Genomic DNA, 17,847 nt, shown 5'->3' with positions numbered 1-17,847 from the left:
CCTTACTACGCTGCCAGAGTTCCATTCAATTCATCAAGAATCAGATTCAAATCTTCCCCGAACAACTGCCAAACCTTCCCAATTCCACCCTCCTGCGCAAACGGCGCATAATCGAAATCGTCCGTCTCGATCTGGAGGTTGGCGGCGATGTGATCCCGGATCATCTCCAGCCACTTGCGCTGCTCGTCGGTAAACCGCCGCCCGCTCGCCTGCTGCTGCTCCACCCACGCCCGGAAGTTCACCTGCACCTTCTCCGGAAACGGCACCAGCTCGTTCTCCTGATGCATGGCGAAGCGCACCAGCGACACCAGATCGGTCAAAATATGGTTGGCAGCAGCACCGCGCACCTTGCCCGCCGCCAGCTTCCGGTAGGCCGCCCACAGCTCATCGGGCACGCGCTTCTCCCATCCCTGCGGATGGGTCTGGTAGATGCGCAGCTGCTCGACCTGCGTCACCAGCTTCTCGGCCAGCTCGCGCACGTCCTCAAACCTCAAGCGCTGCTTGAAGGGTTTGCTGTAAAGCACCTGCAGGGCGGTGATCTCGTCCCGGTTCTCCTCGATGAACCGCTCGAAAGATTCGATCACCCCCTTGGCCTTCTCCTCGGTAAAGCCGGAGAAGATCACCGTATCGGTGCTGACCGTGTCGATGATCTGCTCGTTCTTCTTCTTGATGGCGAAGAGAAGCTCCCGCAGCATCGGGTCGCACAGGGGCTTGGCCGCATCGCCGAGAACCCGCGCCGCCGCCTGCCGGATCTGTCTGGCGTCCGGCTCGGCGGAGCCGGAGGCCTTTTGCGCCTCGGCGATGTGTCGGTCCGGCTCCAGGGCGGCGACCAGGTCGCCGGTCAGCGTCTTCAGGGACGTGCCGCCGGTGATTTCCTCCACCTGCCGGTGCTCCTGGGACGTCAGCTTCTTCTCCAGCCGGGCCAGCCGCGCCGCCACCGAGGAGATGACGTCGATCTCGCAGTTGCCGAAGGCGACGGCCTGGAGGAGCTTCTCGAAGCCGACGTTCTTCTTGCGCTCCATGGGGAGGGAGTCGGTCTGGTCCTGCTCGCAGACGCCGACGGCGTCGACGATAACGAAATGGTCCTTGGTCACGGCGTCGGGGGTGACGGCCTGGAGGTCGTTGTCGTTGATGATGCGCACCCCGCGCCCCTTCATCTGCTCGAAGTAGGCCCTTGATTTAACCATTCGCATGAAGAAGACGCACTCCACCGCCTTGATGTCGGTGCCGGTGGCGATCATGTCGACGGTGACGGCGATGCGGGGCATGGGGCTGGTGCGGAAGGCGGCGATGAGGTTCTCGGGCTTCTCGCCGGTGGTGCGGTAGGTGATCTTCTGGGCGAACTCGTTCCCCTTGCCGAACTCCTCGCGCACGATCCGGACGATGTCCTCGGCGTGGGAGTCGTCCTTGGCGAAGACCAAGGTCTTGGGGACCCAGGAGCGCCCCGGGAAGATCTCGGTGAAGAGCTTGTCCCGGAACGTCTGCACCACCGTGCGGATCTGGTCGACGGCGACCACGTCGCGGTCGAGCTGCCGGGCGTCGTAGGCGAAATCGTCGTCGAGCTGCTCCCAGCGCACCTCGCGGGTCTCGCGGTCCCGCTTGTCGACGTAGTAGCCGGCTTCGACCCTGCCGCCCGCATCTCCGATCTGCGTGCGAATGCGGTAGACGTCATAGTTGACGTTGACCCCGTCGGCCACCGCCTGGGGATGGCCGTACTCCATGACCAGGTTCTTGTGGAAGAAGCCGAAGGTCTGCTTGCTGGGCGTGGCGGTGAGGCCGATGAGGTAGGCGTCGAAGTATTCGAGGACCTGCCGCCAGAGGTTGTAGATGGAGCGGTGGCACTCGTCGGTGACGATGATGTCGAAGTCCTCGATGGGAAAGTCGGGGTTGTACTCGATCGGCTCCGGCTCCTTGAACAGGCTCCCCAGCTCCGCCGCCGACTCCTCGTCCAGCTCCTCCGCCAGTTCCCGCCCCTTGAGCATGGAGTAGAGCCGCTGGATCGTGCAGATACAGACCCGCGCCGTGCGGTCGAGGCGGTTGGAGGAGAGATTCTGGACGATGTACTCTTCGGTGAACTTGAAGTTGTTGTAGGGGGAGACGTACTGCTGGAACTCCTTGAGGGTCTGCCGCCCAAGGTTGGCGCGGTCGACCAGGAAGAGGACCCGCCGGGCCCCGGCGAACTTGATCAGGCGGTAGATGAAGTTGATCGAGGTAAAGGTCTTCCCCGAGCCGGTCGCCATCTGGATCAGGGCCCGGGGGCGGTTGTCGCGCAGGGAGACTTCGAGGTTATCGATCGCCTTGATCTGCGCCGGCCAGAGTCCCTCGGTCACCAACTCGGGCATGTATCTCAGCCGGGCAAGGAAGGTTTTCGGCTGACTTTCTGCCGCATAGGACGCGCCGCCCATATCGGCCGGAAGCCCATGAAAATCCAGAGCCTCATCCAGCCACGCCGCCAGGGTCTCCGGCCGGTGGAAGGCAAAGACGCCGCGCGAGCGGGGCTCGGGATCTAGGCCGTTGGTGAAGCGGGTCTCGATGCCTGTCGATTCATAGCAGAAAGGGAGCGGGTTGTGCCAACACGGCAGGCCTTCAGGGAGCCCCTGGGTGTAGCGGGCCGACTGCACCTCGACGCCTGTCAGGGTGGTGCCGACCTTCTTTGCCTCGATCACCCCGGCGGCTTTGCCGTCGACGTAGAGGAGGTAGTCGGCATATCCGTAACCCGGAAGAGAAAACTCCCGGATCGCCACCCCGCGGCCGGCATGGATGTTGACCGCGGAGGCGTCCTGCACCCGCCAGCCGCAGGCGATAAGCAGTCCATCGATCTGTTGTCTCGCCTCCTGCTCGGAAGGTGACATCCCTCTACTCCTGGTTTAAGAGCAACATTGCAACGTGCGGAAACGACAACAAAAAACCGCCCCCGCCCCAAAGGGCAGCAAGCGGCTCACCAGTCTATCTCGAAAACCTACTAAAAACCAATATCCGATCCTCCAGAACATCACAAAAAAAAGAATGCCCCAAGATACCGGCAGGAGGACCGGAAGTCAATGAAAAGGCAGGGTTCAGACCCGGATCGTCGTGATTCAGGTTACCTGAAGAATCTCTACACTGAACTCCATACCTTAAGTCGTCAAATTTGTCGAAATATACAGTAATTTGCTTTTAAGTCGACCTTTTTGACGACAAAGCCCAAGCGCAGGCGAGTGCATAAATGGACGTTTGGGTGCTGGATTTCGAAGCTGAGGCGACGGAACTTGGGGATGACGACTTCCGCGTCGTATATTGGAGGTCGGAATTTGCGGATCTTGGTCTCGAGGAGGGGTGCCTTGCGCCCATCTGCATAATCTGCTGGTCAAAAAATATTTCCTACAGCTCAGCCCCCCGTAATCCACTCATAAACAAACTTCCCCACCACTCCCAGAACCACCAGCTCCAGGATAAACAGCCACAGCACGAACTTCTTCTTCCCCTTGCGCTGCCGAAGCTTCTCCGGCATCAAGCGGTTGAAGTCATCGGACATGTTGCTCCAGGCCTCCTGGAAGACGCTTTGTTGCTTCTTGGGGGGCTGATGCTTGGTCAGGGATTTCTTCTTCTGGCTCATAGACCCTCTACTCAAGTTTATTCGCGTACCGGACCATGGCTTGAGAATAAAGCGGAGCAGGGGTTTCATTGAGAACCGGCGCCACTACATGGGGGGACCCGAAAGGCTGCCATCCATCAGAAATCATTTTGTTCACCTCCGAGATCATTTCCTGGGGTGAGTGGGATGAGATAAGTTTGTATTCCGCAATGTTGCGCATGAAAGATCTCCTGTCTAAAAAATGTACTTACGGCGGATTAAACTCTGAGCAAGATAAAAAAAGGGTTAGGCAGATCTGCCTAACCCTTGCAATCTTTGGAGCGGGAAACGGGATTCGAACCCGCGACCTTCAGCTTGGGAAGCTGACACTCTACCACTGAGTTATTCCCGCATGCAGGGGCAGATTATAGGGTGCCGCCCGTTTCATTGTCAACGATTTTCTTGGCCAACGATTTCAGAAATTTCCTCGCTTCCTGGGCGTTGTTAACCCGTCCGGCGATCTCCTCCCGGCGCAACATCTCCAGCACGCCGCCGACTTTAGGCCCCTCCCCCAGGCCGAGGTTTTCCCTCACCCAGCGGCCGTCGACCAGGTCGGGGATGCGACCTCCCCGGGCGCAGTCGATCACGTCGCGCAGCAGGGGCAGGACCTCGGCGGCGACCTCTTCCGGCGATTCTTTTTTGAAGAGGGAGATAAACATCAGGCTGTTCACCGCTCCGGCACCCAGGGAGGCGGCCCAGAGAGCGCGTCCTCGAGGCTTATCGGGCAAGGCGGCGATCTCGGCCGCCCGATTCCTCGGCAGAGCGGCGAGAGCCGGCAAGGCGGCAGCGGCTTTGCCGCCCAGGCGAAGGGAAGCGCTCAGCCCTGCCGGATCCTGCGGCGCGTAGCCGCGCAGGAAGGCGGCGAACGTGAGCAGGGTCCGGCGGCTGAGACCGGCTTCCAGCTCTTCGTCGAGAAGAGCCGCCGCGGCATCGTCCGCCGCCAGATTCCGGGTGATCTTCTCCATCCGGGCCGCCAACTGGACCCCCCGGTCGAATCCTTCTTCGACCTGGGAGGGGCCGAACAGCTTCCCGTCGAGGCCGAGGGAATGCAGCAGCGGCAGGTGGTCCGCCGGCGAGGGAGCGGAAAAGATGGCGGCCACCTCGGCGCGGATGCGCTCCGGTGCGACGCGATCCATCACCCCGGCAGCCCGAGCCATCAGCCTCCGGGTTTCCTCCTCCAGACGGAAACCGAGCTCCGCGCAGTGCCGCACCCCCTTGAGGACGCGCAGGGGATCGTCGAAAAAGACCCACTCCGAGCAGGCCCGCAGCCGCTTCAGGGCAAGATCCTCCCGCCCCCCGACCACGTCGATCAGCTTCGGCGGAAATTTCCCGGTCAGGGGAAGAGCCAGGGCATTGACGGTGAAATCACGCATGCGCAGATCCCCTTTCAGGTCGGGAGCCCGAAAGGGGGCGAAATCGCAGGTGATCCCCTCCCCTCTCAGGACGACCCGGCTCTGCCGCCTCTGCCGGTCCATGAGAAACCACTTCCCCCCGACCCGTTCGGCAAAACGCATGGCCAGATCCGACGGATCCTTCGGCGTGGCGATGTCGAAGTCCCTCACCGGCCGCCCGAGAAGCCAGTCCCGAAGCGTCCCGCCGACCAGCCAGCATTCGGTGCCGGGCCGAAGGAGTTCGGTCAGGGCCGGGATGATGCGGGCATCGGTGAGAATTTTTTTTAGGTCTTCCATTCAGGAGTCTCGTGGCAGTGGTTTTGGTCAAGTTTAACGCAGAGGGGGAGATGCGCAGGGGAGTTTAAAAAAAAAGGCCCGCAAATGCGGGCCTTTTACGGTGCCGAGTTAATCAGGCCAGATCACCCACCGCCTGGTAGATCAGATCGAAGAGTTCCTTAATATCCTTCTCGGCGATGCAGGAGAAGGCAATGCGCAGGTCGGTCTTGCCGATGGAGATCGTCCCGACGCCGTACTTGTCGAGGAGATGCACGCGCAGCTTCTCGGCATCGACCGTTTTGAGCTTCAGGCACATGAAGTAGCCGGAGTTGAAGGGGTAGTACTCCCAGGCCTTGTCGTATTTGCCGCTGTCGAGGACCTTCTTGGTCTTCAGGGCGCGCCCCTTCATCACTTCGTACTTCTGCTCCTTCTGCTTGAGGAAGTCAGGGGAGCGCAGCGCCTCGATGACGAAAGTCTGGGAGGGATGCGGACAGTTGGATATTTTGGCCCGGATGATCCCCATGGTCTTCTTCTCCAGGGCGGTGATGACCGGAGCGTTCTCGTAATCGTTGCCGTCGGCAAAAGTGATGAAGCCGGTGCGGAAACCCCAGACGTACTCCTCCTTTGTGGCGCCGTCGAGCTTGATGGTGAGAATGCGGGGATGGAGGTTGGCCAGCTTGCCGAAGAGTGACTCGGTCATCGAATCTTCGTAGAAGAGTCCGAAGTAGGCATCGTCGGTGATGGCGACGACGTTGCAGCCGCCCTCGGCGACTTCGCGGATGGCGGCGACGATGGCCTCGCCTTCGGCAACGGTCGGGGTGTATCCGCTGGGGTTGTTGGGGAAATTGAGCAGGACGATTGCCTTCCCCTTCTCCTCGGCGGTGTTCTGCAGAACGGTCTTGAACGCGTCGACGTCATAGCCGCCGGCCACCGTGAAGGTGGGGAACTTCTTGACGATGCCGCCGTTGCAGGTGCCGAAGGTCAGGTTGTAGTTCCCCCAGAGCATGTCCGGCAGGACCAGGTGATCGCCCGGATCGACGAACATGTCGCCGACGATGGAGAGGCCATGGGTCAGGGCGTTGGTGACGACGGGATTGCTGAAATGCTTCCCCTGCATGCTGGGGTTCTCCCGCAGCATCTTCTCCCGCCAGAGGGAGCGAAGCTCGGGCTTTCCTGCCGGCGGCGCGTAGGGATAGATGTCCTTGGGATCGAAGGCCGAGAGCTTGTCCTGGATGCACTGCAGGAACATCGGGCCGCCGTTTTCGGTGGCGATGCCGATGGTGGCGTTGAACTTGTGCGCCTTCTCCTTCGCCTCGGCGGACTGGGTGAGGATTCCCTTGGGGAAGAAGAGATTCTTCCCGAGGTCGGAAAGCATCTCCAGCATGTGCGGACTATGCTGGGCGATCAGATCGTTCAGTTCCTTGGCCAATGGATTCATCGTATTCTCCTCGGACGAATTAAAAAGAGTCGGACGCCCGCACGAAGCGGGCGCTAGCACCAGCGCGGTATTAAATCAGCATTGCCGAGCCCTTGTCAACGGGAATGTTGGAGAGCTTTCAGGTATACGGTAAATGTTTTCAAGGATGCTCAAGCCGCTTCAGCGCGAAGGTCTTCTCCCCCGCCCCCTTGCGCCCCAGCCGGTCGGAAACCTTCCAGACGACTTTTAGAGGCATCCCTTCGGTGACGGCGGCAGGGTCTGCCGGATGAAGAACCACCGCCATGTCGAAAACGGAGCGGTAGTAATCTCCCTGAAGAGGGTTTCCGCGTTCATCCTTCAGGTCGATCTCCTCCACCGTAATGGGGCGGTCGAAGAAGATGGAGACTTCCTCGGGATCTTTCCGATCCTCCTCCCAGGTTCCCGTGACGGCCAGCACCAGCGGTTCTCCCGGCCCCGCCACCACGGAGCCGTCGGGGATGAAGGCCTTTTCGGCCTGGTCAGTCAGGAGTTCTCCGCCGGCAATTACCATCACCCTGGAAATTCCTTCAAACTGCGCCAGGGTCAGACCGAGGACATTGATGACGACCTGCCGCTGGAGGTTGTCGACCTCCGCGATTTCAGGGGAGAGTTCGACCCGCACCAGGTCCCCTTCCCGGCTCAAGGAGACCAGCTGTGTTCCCGGCGGAAACGGGTTGAGGAGCACCCCGCCCATATCCCACCCCTCTCCCCAGTGAAGCAGATGTTCGGTGATAAGTTCCAGGCGTTTATCCGGATTGAAGAGAAATAGCGGGAACGGTCGAAGTTTTCCTGGAGCATCGGCAAGGGGATAGTAACCCACCTGAGCGTAGCAGGTTCCCTCCTTGACCGTCGGCGGCTCACCGAAATGCTCGATATAGCTTCCCGTGGCCCGGACATCGCCCTGACTCCAGGCAGGGATTTTTGACGTCTTCTCCTTTTCCTCACCGGGGCAAGCGCTTAGAAGCATGGTCCCGACAAGGACCGAACACACTGCGAGAATCAACTTTAAGTTTTTCACGACAAATCCTTCCGGCCAAAAGAAATTTTCAACCAGTTCAAGGCCTTTCACCTTTCACCTTTTATTTAACCACCAGCACCGGCACAGGCGACTGTTCGATGACCCTTTCGGTGACGCTGCCGATCAGGACCCTCCGGGGTCCTTTGCGCCCCACCGTTCCCATGACGATCAGGTCGGCGTCGCGTTCTTCGGCAATCGCCAGAATGGCCCGGTGGGGGATGCCGACCCGCACCTCTCCGACGAACCGCACCCGGTGCCGTCGGGCGATCTCCTCGATTTCCTCGATATAACTCTCGCCTCCGCGCCTCATCCTCTCCAGGATCTCCTCGACCGGACGGTCGGAATAGAGAGCGAGGTCGGCGGCGTTCTCCTCGTCGATCACGTGAACGGCGATGACCTCGCAATTTTCGTGACCGGCCAGGCGCAGACCGAAGCGGGCCGACTTGAGCGAGCTCTTTGAGCCGTCCACGGGGATCAGCAGCCGATTGAAAAAGCCTTCGGGACTCACCGTCACCTCTTCCCTTTCAGCAGTTTCATCTGGTAGAAGCCTTCGCGCTCTCTCTCTTCCAGGGTCTCCTGAATGAACTTGACCGTGGCGGCATACTGGGGAATCAGGAGATTCTCCAGGGCCCGCTCCCGCCGGAGGGTCTTTCGTGTCTCCATGGCCAGCCGGTAGATAGCAGTCTCGATTTCCGCCACCTCGAACAGCTTGTCGGCGACCTCCTGGAAGAGCTCGGAAGCCCGGTCGGCGGCGACCGAGGCGCCGGCCAGGCCGGAGATGGGCCGCCACTGCCGTTCGGGGGGCGCCTCAATGATAGGGACGACCACCCCCATGACGCTGCGCTCGTGAATCTTGACCTGCGGTACAGGCGCCGCCCCCAGGGAGAGCCGGGCCAGGGCGTCGAAGCCCTCGAGCATGGTCGCCTCGGCGAAGGCCCCGTAGGCCCTGGCAAGAAGATCGTCGAGTTCCTCGCGAACCTTGCGGGCGTCTTCATGCAGCCGCAGCAGCTCCGATACCAGGACCTCCCTCTTCTGGGTCAGCAGATTCTTCCCTTCGCGGGCGAAGCTCAGCTCATCTCGCAGGCGGATCAGATTGCTCTTGGTGGCAGGTACTCGCAGCCTCTCCATTTAACGCCCCTTGCCCAGATAGCGGTCGATCTCCTCGGCGGTGACCCGGCTCAGCTCGTCCGGGGGGAGGATGGAAAGGCACTCCCACCCCAGGTCGAGAGTCCGCTCCAGGGAGCGTCCCTCCTGCGGCCCCTGCGCGATGAAGCGACGCTCGAAGGCCTCGCCGAATTCGAGATAGAGGCGGTCGAGCTGCGAGAGCTCCCCCTCGCCGATGATGGTGGACAGCCTTTCGATCTGCCGCGCCTGGGCATAGGCGGCGTAGAGCTGGGAGGACAGATGGGCGTGGTCCTCGCGCGTCTTGCCGCCGCCGATGCCGTCGTTCATCAGTCGGGAGAGGGACGGCAGTGGGTTGATCGGCGGATAGATCCCCTTGCGAAAGAGGTCCCGGTCGAGGACGATCTGCCCCTCGGTGATGTAGCCGGTGAGGTCGGGTATCGGATGGGTGATGTCGTCGTTGGGCATGGTCAGGATCGGCAGCTGGGTGATCGATCCCGGCCGCCCCTCGATCCGGCCGGCCCGCTCGAAGAGGGAGGCGAGATCGGAGTAAAGGTACCCGGGAAACCCCTTGCGGCTGGGGACTTCCCCCTTGGCGGTGGCGACCTCGCGCAGCGCCTCGCCGTAGTTGGTGAGGTCGGTCATGATGACCAGCACATGGCGGCCGAGGTCGAAGGCGAGGTACTCGGCCACGGTCAGGGCGACCCTCGGCGTCATCAGCCGGACGATGGAGGGGTCGTTGGCCAGATTGAGGAACATGACCACTTGCCGGGTCACCCCCCCGGCCTCGAAGAGCTCCTGGAACATCCGGGCCACATCGTGCTTCACCCCGATAGCGGCAAAGACCAGGGCGAAGTTCTCTTGTTCGCTGATGCGCGCATGCTGGATCATCTGCCCGGCCAGCTCGTTGTGCGGCAGACCGGAAGCGGAGAAGATGGGGAGTTTCTGCCCCCGCACCAGGGTGTTCATGCCGTCGATGACGGAGACGCCGGTCTCGATGAAATCCTCTGGGTAGAGCCTGGCAAGAGGGTTGATGGCGCTGCCGTTGACGTCGCGCTTCACCTTCGACACCGTCGCCGGACCGCCGTCCAGCGGATGGCCGAGGCCGTCGAAAACCCGGCCCAGCATCTCCTCGCTGACCGTCAGGTGAAACGGGCGACCGAGAAAACGGATCCGGATATCACCAAGAAGCAGGCCGCCGCTCCCCTCGAATATTTCCACTACGGCCATCTCCTCGCCGACTTCCAGAACCCTCCCCTGCCGGGTTCCGCCGTCCGGCAGCAGGATTTCCGCCCGTTCATCATAGCCGACCCCCTCCACCCCCTCGATGAAGAGGAGCGGCCCCCGGGCGCGCTGGGCGCCCATGTATTCGCGATAGGCCAGCTCAGTCACTTTCTCCCTCCGGGCCTGCCGCCGGCTGGCGGCCGGTCGGAAATGGCGAAGAAATCCCGTTCGTCGATGGGGAAGGTGCGATACATCTCCTCTTCGGTTTCATGGACGATGGCATCGATCCGGTCGGTCTCTTCGTTTCCCACCGTCGATTTCATGCGCTGCAGCACCAGATAGGATTCGAGGTCGCGGAGGCGGCCGGCGGGGATCCCCTTGCGCACCAGCACCCGCCCCATGTCGCAGAAGCGCAGGATGGCCCGCAGCATCTTCACCTGCTTGTCGGGCAGGGCGTACATGTCGACCGGCTCGAAGGCATCCTGCTGGAGGAACCCCTCCCGGAGCAGGCGTGCGGCCAGGACGGTCATTTTCTGGTCGTCCGGAAGCGCATCCTCGCCGATCAGCCGAACGATCTGCTGCAGACCGCTGTCCTCGCGCAGGATCGACCGGGCTCTTTCCTTGAGGGCGCCGAAGTCCTCCTCGCTCGCCTCCTGCCACCACGCCTCCACCGACCGATCATACTCGCTGTAGGAGTCCATGGGGTTGATGGAAGGGAAAAAGCGGGCGGAGGCGAGCTCCTTGTCGAGGGACCAGAAGCAGCGCACGAATCGCTTCGTATGCTGGGTGACCGGCTCGGAGAAGTCGCCGCCGGGAGGCGAAACCGCCCCGATGATGGAGATCGATCCCTCCTCTCCGCTGAGGGTGACCACGCGGCCGGCGCGCTCGTAAAACTCGGCCAGCCGGGTGGCCAGGTAGGCGGGGAAGCCCTCCTCGGCCGGCATCTCCTCCAGGCGGCCGGAGATTTCGCGCAGCGCCTCCGCCCAGCGCGAGGTGGAGTCGGCCATGACGGCGACGTGGTAGCCCATGTCGCGAAAATACTCGGCGATGGCAACCCCGGTATAGATACTGGCCTCGCGGGCGGCCACCGGCATGTTGGAGGTGTTGGCGATGAGAATCGTCCGCTCCATCAGCGGCCGGCCGGAGCGGGGGTCCTTCAGCTGCGGGAAATCGGTAAGCACACCCGTCATCTCGTTGCCGCGCTCCCCGCAGCCGATATAGACGATGATGTCGGCGTCGCACCATTTGGCCAGGTTGTTCTGGGTCACCGTCTTGCCGGTGCCGAAACCGCCGGGAATGGCCGCGGTCCCCCCTTTGGCCAGAGGGAAGAAGACGTCGATGATCCGCTGCCCGGTGAGGAGGGGGACCGAAGGCATCAGCCGCTCCCGCACCGGCCTGGGGCGTCGGACCTCCCAGTGCTGCCGCATGGTCAGGGGGATCTCTGCGCCGCAGGCGTCCACCCTGGCGACGATCTCATCCACCGTGTATGGCCCGGGCCCGGCCACCGAAACCAGCTCGCCGCGAACCCCGATCGGAACCAGGATGCGGTGTTCGACCAGGGGAGTCTCGGGCACGATGCCCAGAATCTCCCCCCCTTCGACCATGGTTCCCTTCTCCAGGCGCGGCTCGAACTCCCAACGGCGCTCCCGGTCCAGCCGCGGAACGCTTACGCCGCGGTGGATGAAATCGCCCGCGGCGGCCCGCAGACGCTTCAGCGGCCGCTGGATGCCGTCCATCACCTGGGAGACCAGACCCGGTCCGAGTTCGATGCTCAGAGGGGAGCCGCTCCCCTCGACGACTTCTCCCGGGCGCAGCCCCGACGTATCCTCGTAAACCTGGATGGTGGCCAGATCACCGTGGATCCCGATGACCTCGCCGACCAGTCCGGCGCCGCCGACCTTGACCACCTCCAGCATCCGGAATCCCGCCTCGCAGCGGGCCCGTACCACCGGTCCGTTTACCCAGACGACGATGCCCGTGGCGTTTTCCCTATTCTTCGCGCTCATCGCCGTCTCCAAAGAGGATCCCTTCGATTTCCGCCGCCCTTTCCTGCCGCAGGCTGCTCAGCAGCCCTTCGAGGGACCCGTCGCAATGCAGACGCCCGTCGGCGCTCTCCAGAATGACTCCCCGCAGATCGGGATCGGAGACCGCTTCGACCCCCTCTTCGCCGGCCAGTCGCTCCCGCAGAGCCTCTTTCCCCCGGCCGATCCTGGCCTTGACCGGTCCCGGCGGAAGCATGCGGCGGCAGGAGCGGAATATCCGCTCCAGAAGGGCTGTGTAACGATCGGGATCGGCAGACTCCATGCGGGCAAGTTCCTCCCGGGCGGCGGCGAAGGCCCGGTCCGTCTCCTCCCGTTTCAGCCTCAGCAGGGCATTGCGCCCATCCAGCTCGGCCCGGGCCAGGGCCCGCCGGCGAGACACGTTCAATTCGTCCTCCAGGCGGCGCAGACCTTCCCTCTCCCTGTTATCCCGGCGGCGGCGGGCCTCGGTGACGATCGCCTCGGCATCCTGCCGGGCCCGGGCAAGGGTCTGCTCGATTTCCGCATCGATTTCGCGCAGGAGCTCATCCTTGAGCTTGAGGGGCATATTCCTCATCATCCTCTCATATCCTGATTCCCAGCACTCTTCGGACGAGGTCCAGGGCCGTTTGCCGCTCCTCCGCCGGTCCCCGGGGACCGGGCACCTCGACCACCAGCGGCGCCTGGGCGTCGAGCTTCAGCCGGTCGATTTCATCCCGCGCCCAGGCGGCGATCTCCTCTTCCACGGCCAGAACCCGGATTCCATCCATTCGTTCGGTCTCATCCAGGGCCGCAAGCAATTCGGACCTGTGCGCCACGGTCCGGCCGCCGACTCCCGCCAGGGCGAAGGCAGTGACCATTTCGACGGAACCGAGCACCCGGATGCTCATTCAGAACTTACCCAGGATCATGATGGCGATGATCAGTCCATAGATGGCGATCCCCTCCGCCAGGCCGAGAAAGATCAGGGCCCGGCCGCCGAGTTCCGGCTTCTCGCTCATCGCACCCATGGCTGCGCTGCCGACGACGGCCACGGCGATGGCGGCTCCGAGGGAACCGAGACCGACGGCGACGGCGGCGGCCATGGCGCCCCAGGCCCTCATCCCGTCAGGCATCTGTTCGGCCGCTGCCGCCGGCTCCGCCAGCGAGTTCCCGGCCCAGGCCACGATCCCGAGAACCAGAAAGAGGATTGCCAGGTTGAAGAGGGTGAGCGAGGCAACCAAACGTTTAGCGCGCATCTCGGTCTCTCCTTTCGAGCCCCGGTTCAAGGGCCAGCGGACGGTAGGTGACTCCGGTTCCCCGGAAGAATTTACTGAAGATCTCGTAGAATTCGAGCCTGACCGCCTGAATGGAAACCACCAATCCTTCCAGAACCAGAATGACCACATTCCCCGTTACATGCACGAGGGCCACCCATAGAGGTCCGAAGGCGGCCTCCCGTACCTGGTCCGCCACCGCGAATACGGCCATGAACAAGCCGACGTGGGCCAGCCCGAAGGCGGCCACTCGCAGGAAGGAGAAGGTGTTGGCCAAAAAGCCGAGAGCGGTCTCCAGCACTTCGATCCCCCCTTCGGCCAGCAGCATTCCGGTCGGAGTCCACGTCGATTCCCGCTCGGCAAAAGGATGGAAGAATATGGCCGCCAGCGGAACCGCCAGCCAGAGAAGGGCTGCAGCCGGCAGCATACCCCGGTAAACGAAAACGGCAGTGGCCAGGCTGCCCGCGTAAAAGACCAGACCGGCGACCCCGTAGCGATCGGTAAGAACCGCCATGATTCGCTCCGTCCGCAGACCGTTAAAGATGCGCAGAAGCAAGCCGGTCAGAATCAGGGAGACGCCCAGGACCAGTGAGGCCAGCATCAGCCGGGGGATATCGTGAAACGGCGAAAACCAGAGGGGTGCAAAAAGGTCTTCCCGACCGAAGAAGCTTCCGAAGAGCAGACCGAACAACCCCGCGAAAACTCCAACTTCCGCAACAATCAGCCCGGCGTCGCGAAAACGGGAGAAGTGATGCATGACCACGCCGACGGTCAGCAGAACAAGACCGTGACCGACATCCCCGAACATCATGCCGAAGAGCACCAGAAAGCCGAGGGCCAGCAGCGGGGTCGGCTCCACCTCCCCGTAAGTGGGGGTTCCGAGGATGGAGAGGAGCCTCTGGAAAGGATGCAAGAACGCCGGGTTGAAAAACTGGACCGGCGTCTCCTCGCCCAGGGCGCGGGTATGGTGAAGGATGAACCTTCCGGAACAGCCTCCATCGAGAATTTTCCTGAGCTCGGCTAGACGCCGCCGCGGCACCCAACCGCCGATCGCGGCCGTCCGCCCGGTATAGCCGAGCTCATCGCCGGCCTTGAGGAGCCGGTTTTCGACTTCGATGGTGTGCCACCGATCTCGAAGCAATGTCTCATTCTCCCGGCGCAGTTTCGATATTTTGTTCTCCAACCGTCTCAAGCGTCTGCGGATCAGCTTCTGCAGCGGTTTCATGCGGGCCGGCGCCTCCGCGAAGGGACCCGATAGCCTCGCCGGCAGGGGGACGACGACCGTCCCTGATTCGGCAAGATGGCGCTCCAGATCGCCCTGGCGGCGTCGGGAGGAAAGAATGGCCACCAGGAGATTGCCGCCGGTCTGTTTCAGCGGGTAGACTGTAAGACCGGGGACGTTCAGGGGCAGTTCCGCGAGGCGGGCCGTCGGGACAATCCCCAGCCGCAGCAAGGAGAAACTCAGGTCGCGAAGCTCGGAGAAATCCCCCTCAATACCAGCCATGCGGCGCATGAAGATACTCAGAATCCCGAAATAGAGGCGCAATCGAGTCATCTGTTCATGCCGCCGCCGCAGACTGGACAGGCGTTGCCGCAACTGCGAAGCCCATTCCTCCCACTCGGGGAAGTCGCCAGGGGGAAGAAGCTTCCCCGGCGTGCAGGCAACACCCATCTCCTCCCCGATTTTCTCCAGCAGACCGGTGAAGGCGGCATACCGGCTGAGCAGGTCACTGCCGAATTTTTCGCCGCGATCCGGCTCGGCTCCGGCGACCTCCATCCGGTGGAGGTGAATGATCCTTTCCCGAGCCAGGGCGCGAAGAACCGTCGTCAGATCCCGCTGCAGCAAAAGAATTTCCACTTGGGCCATGGGGCGGGGCCGAAACATCCTCAGACTCCATAGGAACTCAGAAAGGGGAGGATATCTTCTCGTGCGGAGCCGACACGCTTGCCGCCGAAAATCGATTTCAGATCATGCGTCTCCAGTTCCATCAGAAGAAGGCTGCTGAGAGGAACGGAGACGTCGAAGGGGTGAGAGATAAGGGTCCGCCGCAGATGACGATAGAGACGCCGGAACAGAAACGTCTCCCCATCCGTTCCGAGAGGGTCACCGTCGATCCCGGTCATGAGCTGCGCCACCGCAGCGGCCGGATTCTCCGATTTCAAGGCGATCCGCACCCGCCTCGCCGGCAGGAGGGCCCCGAGCGGCGGCAGCGAGTCGAGGATGGTTGCCGCCGGCAGACCCGCTCTTATCCCCCGGCCGAGCACCCTGCACCATTCAATGTCGGCCCGCATGCCCAGAATCTCCAGTGCGGCCCGGCGGTCGAAAAAGGCCAGGCGCCGGGACCGTTCCCAAACCATTTCCCAGAAGGTGCGGTCCAGTCCAGATTCCACCCGGAAGAGGCGTTCTTCCGGGGACGCCGCCAGTGCTGCACGGACGGCATCCCGGTAGGGGCTGCGGGGAAGACGCTTGAGAAGTTCTTCCGGAGTGCCGGCGGCGGCGCAGTGGGTGGTCACGATTTTTCCCTGCGCATCGGGGAGCAGAAATCGGTCCGTCTCCTGCCGTCGGTCGACCAGAAGGTTCCGACAGAGCACCTTCAAATTTTCGACCTGGCCGCGGGAGAGATAAGAGAAGAGAAGTTCACGGGCCGGAGTCGGCAGGGAGCGGGAAACTTTTTTTCCAAAGGCCATAAACCGGCCATGAAGGCCGGCTTCGACCGCTCCGGCGGGGATGTCGACCTTTTTTTCCAGCCAACGCTCAGCCTCGGTTTTCGAAGCGCAGTCAAGCAGATCCCCGATCTGCTCCGGCTTCAGCAAACCGGCAGCCAGGGCCCGGGATCGCACTGCGCCATAGGAATACCTGAGCAACCGCAGGGCCATCAATTCTCTCCCCAGAGCCAGGCAAGTATTTTCCGGACGGCGGCATCATGGTTCTGTCTTGCAAGGTGAGACAACCTGTCGGATTCTGACCGAAATCGCCTTTCCAGAGTTTCAACCTCACCGGCGATCTCAGCCTGCACCGCCTCCGTACGCTTCTCCCTCTGCCGAACCAGGCTGAGCTCCCCTTCCTCCAGTATTCGCCGGGACTCGTCGCGAGCAAGATCAAGGGCTCGTTGAGCCTCCTCCCGTGCAGCGGCAAGGCGCTTCTTTCCCTCCCGTTCGATTTCAAGCACTCCTCGGATATCATCTGCAAAGCCCATGGACGCCTTCTTTCGCTCAGCCATGAAACTACCCGGTAATACAACGCTATCAGCTTTTGCCGTTCATTCAAGGCAGCCGACACTCACCATCCGAACCATTGCGGAGCTCCGGCAGCCATGATACTCTCCCGTCACGCCCCCCCTATCATCCACCTGGAGATTTCATGCTCTTCGTCCAGATCATCCTGCCGGTGTTTCTGATCATCCTGGCCGGCTATATCCTTGAAAAACGAACGGACCTCCCACTGGGCCCCCTCTCCGATGTCTCCCTTTACCTGTTCAGCCCCTGCCTGGTCTTCTCCGCACTGGTCGCGCGTGAAATCTCCTTTGCCATGGCCTCGGACCTATTCCTCTTCATGATTCTGTATACCGCCGCGCTGCTGGCCATGGCCTATCTGACCGGACGCCTTCTGAAAATGGAGGGTGACGCCCGCGGAGCCCTGTGCCTGGGCACAGCTATGATGAATGTCGGCAATTTCGGTCTGCCCCTGGCCTACTTTGCCTTTGGCGACCGCGGTCTGGAAGCCTCCATCCTGATCTTCGTGATGTTCAATCTCTCGCTGGGCACCGTCGCCATCATGATCGCCCAGGGATCCAAGGCGCCGCTCGGCCGCGTCCTTCTGAATACGTGCAAGATACCGATTTTCCACGCCGTCCTTCTGGCCTTTTGCCTCAAATATCTCGACTGGGAGATCCCGGAATTTCTTCTTCGAGCCATCACCCTTCTGGGGCAGGCAGCCATTCCCCTGATGCTGGTGCTTCTGGGCATGCAGCTGGCCCGGACCCGGCTGCAGGGGAATACCGGCTTTATTTCCGTATCCGTCCTGCTGCGCCTCCTTCTGGCCCCGCTTGTCGCCTGGGGGATCACAACCCTGCTCGGTATAAAGGGCCTTACCAGGGACGTCGTGATCCTGCAGACAAGCACCCCCTCGGCCGTGCTCCCCCTCCTCTACTGCCTGCGCTTCAATACCCGTCCCGACCTGCTGGCCGGAGCCATCTTCGCCACCACCATGCTGAGCGCCCTGTCCCTGACCGTCATTCTGTATCTGCAGCAATAAAAAAAACCCCTCCGGATACAGAGGGGTTGACACCTGACAATTTCGAACGCAAAAAGCCCCCAGGATCTTTTCGGATCTGGGGGCTTGATTATTTTTTGGAGCGGGAAACGGGATTCGAACCCGCGACTTCAACCTTGGCAAGGTTGCACTCTACCACTGAGTTATTCCCGCTCATTTTGCCGCCCGCTGTCGCGAGCGGGCTTATTAATACCAAATGG

At 62.0% G+C, this 17,847-nt stretch carries 17 protein-coding genes and 2 tRNA genes; 1 reads left to right on the top strand and 18 read right to left on the bottom strand.

Annotated elements, in window-relative coordinates:
• Positions 1-5: 5 nt before the first annotated feature.
• From DTF_RS0102970 to DTF_RS0102890, 17 genes are all read right to left on the bottom strand, one after another.
• Positions 6-2,852, bottom strand: a complete 2,847-nt coding sequence (locus tag DTF_RS0102970; RefSeq protein WP_027714110.1) for a DEAD/DEAH box helicase family protein — start codon at positions 2,850-2,852, stop codon at positions 6-8.
• A 515-nt stretch (positions 2,853-3,367) separates the two neighbouring features.
• On the bottom strand, positions 3,368-3,595 hold the full coding sequence (locus DTF_RS0102965) for a hypothetical protein (protein WP_027714109.1): 228 nt from the start codon (positions 3,593-3,595) through the stop codon (positions 3,368-3,370).
• A 7-nt stretch (positions 3,596-3,602) separates the two neighbouring features.
• Positions 3,603-3,794, bottom strand: a complete 192-nt coding sequence (locus DTF_RS27720) for a DUF1737 domain-containing protein (protein ID WP_027714108.1) — start codon at positions 3,792-3,794, stop codon at positions 3,603-3,605.
• A 96-nt stretch (positions 3,795-3,890) separates the two neighbouring features.
• A tRNA-Gly gene (locus DTF_RS0102955) sits at positions 3,891-3,965 on the bottom strand.
• Between the two features lie 13 nt (positions 3,966-3,978).
• Entirely contained in the window at positions 3,979-5,301 is a 1,323-nt protein-coding gene (locus DTF_RS25095) for a CCA tRNA nucleotidyltransferase (protein ID WP_051360793.1), read from the bottom strand.
• Positions 5,302-5,413: 112 nt separating this feature from the next.
• The gene (locus DTF_RS0102945; RefSeq protein ID WP_027714107.1) at positions 5,414-6,718 is read right to left on the bottom strand and encodes an aminotransferase class I/II-fold pyridoxal phosphate-dependent enzyme; all 1,305 of its coding nucleotides are present in this window, start codon (positions 6,716-6,718) and stop codon (positions 5,414-5,416) included.
• A 139-nt stretch (positions 6,719-6,857) separates the two neighbouring features.
• Positions 6,858-7,754 carry a GerMN domain-containing protein gene (locus DTF_RS0102940; RefSeq protein WP_155890687.1) on the bottom strand — a complete coding sequence of 299 codons (897 nt, stop codon included), beginning with the start codon at positions 7,752-7,754 and terminating at the stop codon, positions 6,858-6,860.
• A gap of 61 nt (positions 7,755-7,815) precedes the next feature.
• On the bottom strand, positions 7,816-8,262 hold the full coding sequence (locus tag DTF_RS0102935) for a universal stress protein (RefSeq protein WP_035055557.1): 447 nt from the start codon (positions 8,260-8,262) through the stop codon (positions 7,816-7,818).
• 2 nt (positions 8,263-8,264) lie between these two features.
• The gene (locus DTF_RS0102930) at positions 8,265-8,882 is read right to left on the bottom strand and encodes a V-type ATP synthase subunit D (RefSeq protein WP_027714104.1); all 618 of its coding nucleotides are present in this window, start codon (positions 8,880-8,882) and stop codon (positions 8,265-8,267) included.
• Positions 8,883-10,241, bottom strand: coding sequence for a V-type ATP synthase subunit B (locus DTF_RS0102925; RefSeq protein WP_051360926.1), 1,359 nt, complete (start codon positions 10,239-10,241; stop codon positions 8,883-8,885).
• 23 nt (positions 10,242-10,264) lie between these two features.
• Positions 10,265-12,106 (bottom strand): V-type ATP synthase subunit A, encoded by a 1,842-nt coding sequence (locus DTF_RS21605; RefSeq protein ID WP_081702765.1) that lies wholly within the window; start codon positions 12,104-12,106, stop codon positions 10,265-10,267.
• Positions 12,090-12,698: a V-type ATP synthase subunit E gene (locus DTF_RS0102915; protein WP_027714102.1), complete on the bottom strand. Its 609-nt coding sequence runs from the start codon at positions 12,696-12,698 to the stop codon at positions 12,090-12,092. The genes DTF_RS21605 and DTF_RS0102915 overlap by 17 nt, the downstream gene beginning before the upstream one ends.
• 4 nt (positions 12,699-12,702) lie before the next feature.
• Entirely contained in the window at positions 12,703-13,008 is a 306-nt protein-coding gene (locus tag DTF_RS21600; protein WP_035055555.1) for a V-type ATP synthase subunit F, read from the bottom strand.
• A complete protein-coding gene (locus DTF_RS25935; protein WP_027714101.1) occupies positions 13,009-13,356 on the bottom strand; it encodes an ATP synthase subunit C in 348 nt (115 codons plus the stop codon).
• The gene (locus tag DTF_RS25085) at positions 13,346-15,259 is read right to left on the bottom strand and encodes a V-type ATP synthase subunit I (RefSeq protein WP_051360791.1); all 1,914 of its coding nucleotides are present in this window, start codon (positions 15,257-15,259) and stop codon (positions 13,346-13,348) included. Before DTF_RS25085 ends, DTF_RS25935 begins: the two co-directional genes overlap by 11 nt.
• Before the next feature lie 2 nt (positions 15,260-15,261).
• Complete coding sequence (locus DTF_RS0102895) at positions 15,262-16,251, bottom strand: V-type ATPase subunit (protein WP_027714100.1); 990 nt, start codon at positions 16,249-16,251, stop codon at positions 15,262-15,264.
• The gene (locus DTF_RS0102890) at positions 16,251-16,571 is read right to left on the bottom strand and encodes a hypothetical protein (protein WP_027714099.1); all 321 of its coding nucleotides are present in this window, start codon (positions 16,569-16,571) and stop codon (positions 16,251-16,253) included. The genes DTF_RS0102895 and DTF_RS0102890 overlap by 1 nt, the downstream gene beginning before the upstream one ends.
• A 164-nt stretch (positions 16,572-16,735) precedes the next feature.
• On the opposite strand from DTF_RS0102890, the gene DTF_RS0102885 reads away from it, so the two are divergent.
• The gene (locus tag DTF_RS0102885) at positions 16,736-17,629 is read left to right on the top strand and encodes an AEC family transporter (RefSeq protein ID WP_027714098.1); all 894 of its coding nucleotides are present in this window, start codon (positions 16,736-16,738) and stop codon (positions 17,627-17,629) included.
• A gap of 96 nt (positions 17,630-17,725) precedes the next feature.
• Here DTF_RS0102885 and DTF_RS0102880 read toward each other — a convergent pair.
• A tRNA-Gly gene (locus DTF_RS0102880) sits at positions 17,726-17,800 on the bottom strand.
• Positions 17,801-17,847: the final 47 nt, after the last annotated feature.

It is taken from the genome of Desulfuromonas sp. TF (assembly GCF_000472285.1).
Taxonomy (GTDB): domain Bacteria; phylum Desulfobacterota; class Desulfuromonadia; order Desulfuromonadales; family ATBO01; genus ATBO01.
The sequence above is the reverse complement of the archived record's forward strand: the minus strand, read 5'-3'. Positions and strand labels throughout refer to the sequence as shown.

Excerpts from the sequence above, each read along its gene's own strand:
- DTF_RS0102970 (WP_027714110.1), bottom strand. The coding sequence starts at position 2,852 with ATGTCACCTTCCGAGCAGGAGGCGAGACAACAGATCGATGGACTGCTT.
- DTF_RS0102965 (WP_027714109.1), bottom strand. The coding sequence starts at position 3,595 with ATGAGCCAGAAGAAGAAATCCCTGACCAAGCATCAGCCCCCCAAGAAG.
- DTF_RS27720 (WP_027714108.1), bottom strand. The coding sequence starts at position 3,794 with ATGCGCAACATTGCGGAATACAAACTTATCTCATCCCACTCACCCCAG.
- DTF_RS25095 (WP_051360793.1), bottom strand. The coding sequence starts at position 5,301 with ATGGAAGACCTAAAAAAAATTCTCACCGATGCCCGCATCATCCCGGCC.
- DTF_RS0102945 (WP_027714107.1), bottom strand. The coding sequence starts at position 6,718 with ATGAATCCATTGGCCAAGGAACTGAACGATCTGATCGCCCAGCATAGT.
- DTF_RS0102930 (WP_027714104.1), bottom strand. The coding sequence starts at position 8,882 with ATGGAGAGGCTGCGAGTACCTGCCACCAAGAGCAATCTGATCCGCCTG.
- DTF_RS0102925 (WP_051360926.1), bottom strand. The coding sequence starts at position 10,241 with ATGGGCGCCCAGCGCGCCCGGGGGCCGCTCCTCTTCATCGAGGGGGTG.
- DTF_RS21605 (WP_081702765.1), bottom strand. The coding sequence starts at position 12,106 with ATGAGCGCGAAGAATAGGGAAAACGCCACGGGCATCGTCGTCTGGGTA.
- DTF_RS0102915 (WP_027714102.1), bottom strand. The coding sequence starts at position 12,698 with ATGATGAGGAATATGCCCCTCAAGCTCAAGGATGAGCTCCTGCGCGAA.
- DTF_RS21600 (WP_035055555.1), bottom strand. The coding sequence starts at position 13,008 with ATGAGCATCCGGGTGCTCGGTTCCGTCGAAATGGTCACTGCCTTCGCC.
- DTF_RS25935 (WP_027714101.1), bottom strand. The coding sequence starts at position 13,356 with ATGCGCGCTAAACGTTTGGTTGCCTCGCTCACCCTCTTCAACCTGGCA.
- DTF_RS25085 (WP_051360791.1), bottom strand. The coding sequence starts at position 15,259 with ATGTTTCGGCCCCGCCCCATGGCCCAAGTGGAAATTCTTTTGCTGCAG.
- DTF_RS0102895 (WP_027714100.1), bottom strand. The coding sequence starts at position 16,251 with ATGGCCCTGCGGTTGCTCAGGTATTCCTATGGCGCAGTGCGATCCCGG.
- DTF_RS0102890 (WP_027714099.1), bottom strand. The coding sequence starts at position 16,571 with ATGGGCTTTGCAGATGATATCCGAGGAGTGCTTGAAATCGAACGGGAG.
- DTF_RS0102885 (WP_027714098.1), top strand. The coding sequence starts at position 16,736 with ATGCTCTTCGTCCAGATCATCCTGCCGGTGTTTCTGATCATCCTGGCC.